This window comes from Kitasatospora sp. NPDC054939 (assembly GCF_053610105.1).
Genome location: NZ_JBSGXP010000271.1, coordinates 1 through 4,279, shown reverse-complemented (window position 1 = coordinate 4,279; position 4,279 = coordinate 1). Strand labels below are relative to the sequence as shown.

The window sequence follows — 4,279 nt, the reverse complement described above, 5'->3', positions numbered from 1 at the left end:
ACCACCCCCAACTGGACCAACTACTACGCCCTCCAGCAGCGCCGCCGCATCCCCCTGCCCACCTACCCCTTCCAACACAAGCGCTACTGGCTGGAACCCCAGGCCCCGCAGGCCCCGGTGGTGGAGCACGCCCCCGGCCCGCACCCGCTGCTGGACCGGGCCCTGCTCCGGACGATGGGCCAGTCCGTCTTCCTGACCGAGTTCTCGCAGGAACGGCACTGGGTGCTCTCCGAGCACAAGCTGCTCGGAGAGGCCATCGTCCCCGGGACCACCTACCTGGAGATGGCCCGCGCCGCCGCCTCGCTGCACTTCGGCCGGCCGGCCACCGAGCTGCGCGACGTCACCTTCCTGGTCCCGCTGCTGGTGCAGGAGGGCGTCCCGCGCACCGCACACACGACCGTCCGTGAACTCGACTCCCTGACAGCCGAGTTCATCGTCGCCAGCCTCGACCCGACGGGCGAGCACTGGACGGTGCACGTCCAGGGCACGGTCGGCGTCCGGCCGCACACCGCACCCGCGCCGCAGCAGGACCTCGACCGCCTGCGTGCGCTCTGCTCGCTGGAGAGCGTGGACATCACCCTGCGGCAGACCGAGCACAAGGTGATGGAGTTCGGCGACCGCTGGCGCAGCAGCCTGCCGACCGTGCACGTCGGCGTCCGCGCCGCCCTCGGCGTGCTCGACCTGCCCGAGCGGTACGGGGCCGAGTGCCAGGAGTACCCCCTGCACCCGACGCTGCTCGACCAGGCCACCGGCTTCAGCGGCTTCGCCGCTCTGGAGACCGCCGAGGACCGCCGACTCGCCCTAGGGGACCGGGACTTCTTCCTCCCGGTCGGCTACGACTCGCTGCTCCTGCACGGCCCGCTGCCCGCCCGCGGCCTGAGCTTCGTCCAGCCGCACCCCGGCGCCGCACACAACGCCGAGTTCCGCAAGGTCGACGTGGTGATCTGCGACGAGTCGGGCGCCACCGCGGCCGAGATCCGCGGCTTCACCGTCAAGCGCGTGACCGACGCCGAGCGCACGGTCGCCCGCCTGCGCCCGCACTCCCGGCACCACACCCTCCGCTGGGTGCCGGCCCCGGCGCCGGAGGGGCGGCGCGCGCTGCCCGCCCGCGTTCTGCTGGTCGGAGAACAGGGCGGCATCGGCAGCGAGTTGGGCGCCGCGCTGCGCGCCCGCGGGATCGCGGTGACCGAGGCCGCGCTCGCGGCCGGGTGGCGAAAACTCTCCGCCGGCCGGTACGAGGTCCCGCCCACCCCCGAGGGCTTCGGGCGGCTGCTGGACGCGCTCGGCGCGGAGCTCCCGGACGAGGTCGTGCACGTCGCGGCCCCCGCCGACGGCCGCGTCCAGCAGGACCTGGACGTCCTGCGGGACCGGCTGGTGCACGGCGTCCACAGTCTGTTCCACCTGGCCCGCGGCCTCGCCGAACGCGGTGTCTCCCCGGCCGGGTTCAGCGTGGTCGCGCCCTCAGTGGCGCGGGTCACCGGCACAGAGCCGGAGACGGCCCCGGTCCACGCGACGCTCTTCGGCCTCGCCAAGGTGATCGGCCAGGAGTACGAGGACACCGAGGTGTTCTGCCTGGACATCGCCGAGGACTCCGGCCCCGAGGCGGTCTGCGCCGAGCTGCTCGGCGCCCGCACCCCGACCGCCGTCGCCCTGCGCGACGGGCTGCGGTACGTCGCGGAGCTCGTCCCGGCGAACCTCCGCGAGGAGCCGCGCGCCACACCGGTGCGCCCGGACGGGGTGTACCTGATCACCGGCGGCCTGGGCGGGCTCGGACTGGCCGTCGCCCGCCACCTGAGCCGTACGGTGCCGAGTGCCCGGCTCGCGCTGGTCAACCGCACCGAGCTGCCGCCGTGCGAGCGGTGGGACGCGGTCACCGACCCCAGGGTTCGCCGGCAGATCGAGGCGCTGCGCGAACTCGTCGCCGACGGCGCCGAGGTGCGCGGCTACGCCGCCGACGTCACCGACCTGGCCGCGATGGAGGGCGTCGTCGCCAGGGTCCGCGCCGAGCTGGGCGGGATCGGCTGCGTCGTCCACGCGGCCGGTGTCGCCGGGGACGGCTTCCTCTTCCGCAAGGACCCGGAGACCTTCCGCCGCACGCTGGAACCGAAGGTGCTCGGTGCCACCGTGCTGGACCTCGTCACCCTGGACGACCCGCCGGAGTGTATGGTCAACTTCGGTTCCACGGTGGCGGTCTTCGGCGCCGCCGGGCAGGGCGACTACACAGCCGCCAACAGCTACCTGGACCACTTCGCCGAGCAGCGCGCCGCGCACGGCCGGTGGACGGTGACGGTCGACTGGAGCGACTGGCTGGACACCGGCATGGCGTTCGACCACGGGGTCCAGCAGGACCAGGGCTTCTTCCGGTCGGTGTCGGTCGAGGACGGTCTCGACAGCTTCGAGGAGATCCTCGGCGCGGCCCGCACGCCGGTGGTCGTCGGCGAGATCAACTACCCGAAGCTGGGCGCGTCCTCCGGGATCGCCGAACTGCTGTGCCGCGCACCGCTGGTGCTGGCCGCGCCGATCCAGCAGGCCATCGCCGCCGCCGGCGGCGGGTCGGCTGCGGCGGAGGCCGCGTCGTCCGGCGGCGAAGGACCGAAGCTCTTCGGCAACGAGAGCGGCGAGTTCAGCGACACCGAACGCACCCTCGCCCGGATCTGGGCCCGCGAGCTGGGCCTCACCGAACTCAACGTGCACGACACCTCGTTCGCGCTCGGGGTGGACTCGCTGGCGGCGCTCCGGATCGCCCAGAGCATCCAGAAGGTCATGGACATCCGGGTCTCGATGGTCGACCTGTTCCGCTACGTCACGATCGCGGAACTCGCCTGGCACCTGGATACCCGGGACGACCGGGCCTGACCGGGCCGGCCCCAACCCCCTATCCCACAAAGGTGGTAACTCACGTGAGCTTCCGTACCATAGGCGTGATCGGAGCGGGCACGATCGGCCGCGGCGTCGCCCAGTCCTTCGCGGAGGCCGGCTTCGAGGTCGTCCTCGTCGACATCGCGCAGGCCCAACTCGACAGCGCGCTGGCCCAGATCGGCCGCGACCTGCTGGTCCAGCCGATGCTGCTCGGCCGGACGCCGAAGGAGGACCCCGCGACCGTCCTCGCCCGCATCACCGCCGCCACCGAGCTGACCGCCCTGGCCGACGCGGACTTCGCGGTCGAGAACGTCACCGAGAACTGGGACGTCAAGCGCTCGGTCTACGAGCAGATCGACGCGATCTGCCGCCCGGGGGTGATTTTCGGCGTGAACACCTCGGCGGTACCGATCACCCGGGTCGGCTCGGTCACCGGGCGCCCGGCCGAGATCCTCGGGCTGCACTTCATGAACCCCGTCCCGATGATGGACACCGTCGAGGTGGTCAGCGGCCATTTCACCAGCGAGGAGACGCTGAACAGCGCGCTCGGCCTGCTGGCGGAGATGGGCAAGGAGGGCATCGTCGTCCAGGACGCCCCCGGCTTCATCACGAACCGGGTGCTCATGGTGACCATCAACGAGGCCATCTTCTGCGTCCAGGACCAGATCGCCTCGGCCGAGGACGTCGACAAGATGTTCCGCGGCTGCTTCGGCCACAAGATGGGCCCGCTGGAGACCGGCGACCTGATCGGCCTCGACACGATCCTGAACTCGATCACGGTCATGTACGAGAGCTACAAGGACAGCAAGTACCGCCCGGCGCCGCTGCTCCAGAAGATGGTCGACGCCGGCCTGCTGGGCCGGAAGACCGGCCAGGGCTTCTACACCTACTAAATCCCGAACCACCTTAGGAGAAACCGGACATGACGATCGACGACGCCCGCGCCCGGATCCGCGAGTTCCTCGCCCCGCAGCTGGCCGGCCAGCCGCTCGCCGACAGCGACGACTTCTTCGCCCTCGGCTACGTCAACTCCCTCTTCGCGATGCAGCTCGCGCTCTTCGTGGAGAAGGAGTTCGGCCTGACCCTCGGCCCGGCGGACATGGACTTCGACAACTTCCGCACGGTCGACGGCCTCGTTCGCCTGGTCACGTCGCGGACGGCGACGGCGGCCTAGGCCCAATGCCATTGACTTAACCGCGATCGCGAGCATCTGACCTGCGGCGACGCTTCGGCCAGAAGGCCGTGGAAGACCGCAAAGTCACCGGCATTGGGCCTAGGCCGTCCGGCCGATCTTGCCGGGCGCGCGGCGGCCCCCCCCCCCCCCCCCCCCGCCCCGCGCCCCCAAACCCCACCGCCGGGGAACACCCACCCAAAACCCCACCCACCACGGCGAAAACCCCCAACGACAACACCACCCCAA

Annotated in this window: 3 protein-coding genes; all 3 read left to right on the top strand. The window is 71.6% G+C overall.

All coding sequences use genetic code 11. The annotated features are described in order from the left end of the window. Nucleotides 1–2,856 (top strand): SDR family NAD(P)-dependent oxidoreductase (locus tag ACWGB8_RS37985; protein WP_452218224.1); only part of this gene is annotated, 2,856 nt, incomplete at its 5' end. 44 nt (nt 2,857–2,900) lie between these two features. Beyond that, the gene (locus ACWGB8_RS37980) at nt 2,901–3,752 is read left to right on the top strand and encodes a 3-hydroxyacyl-CoA dehydrogenase family protein (RefSeq protein WP_452218223.1); all 852 of its coding nucleotides are present in this window, start codon (nt 2,901–2,903) and stop codon (nt 3,750–3,752) included. A gap of 29 nt (nt 3,753–3,781) precedes the next feature. Beyond that, the gene (locus ACWGB8_RS37975) at nt 3,782–4,033 is read left to right on the top strand and encodes an acyl carrier protein (RefSeq protein WP_452218222.1); all 252 of its coding nucleotides are present in this window, start codon (nt 3,782–3,784) and stop codon (nt 4,031–4,033) included. The last annotated feature ends 246 nt before the right edge of the window (nt 4,034–4,279 follow it).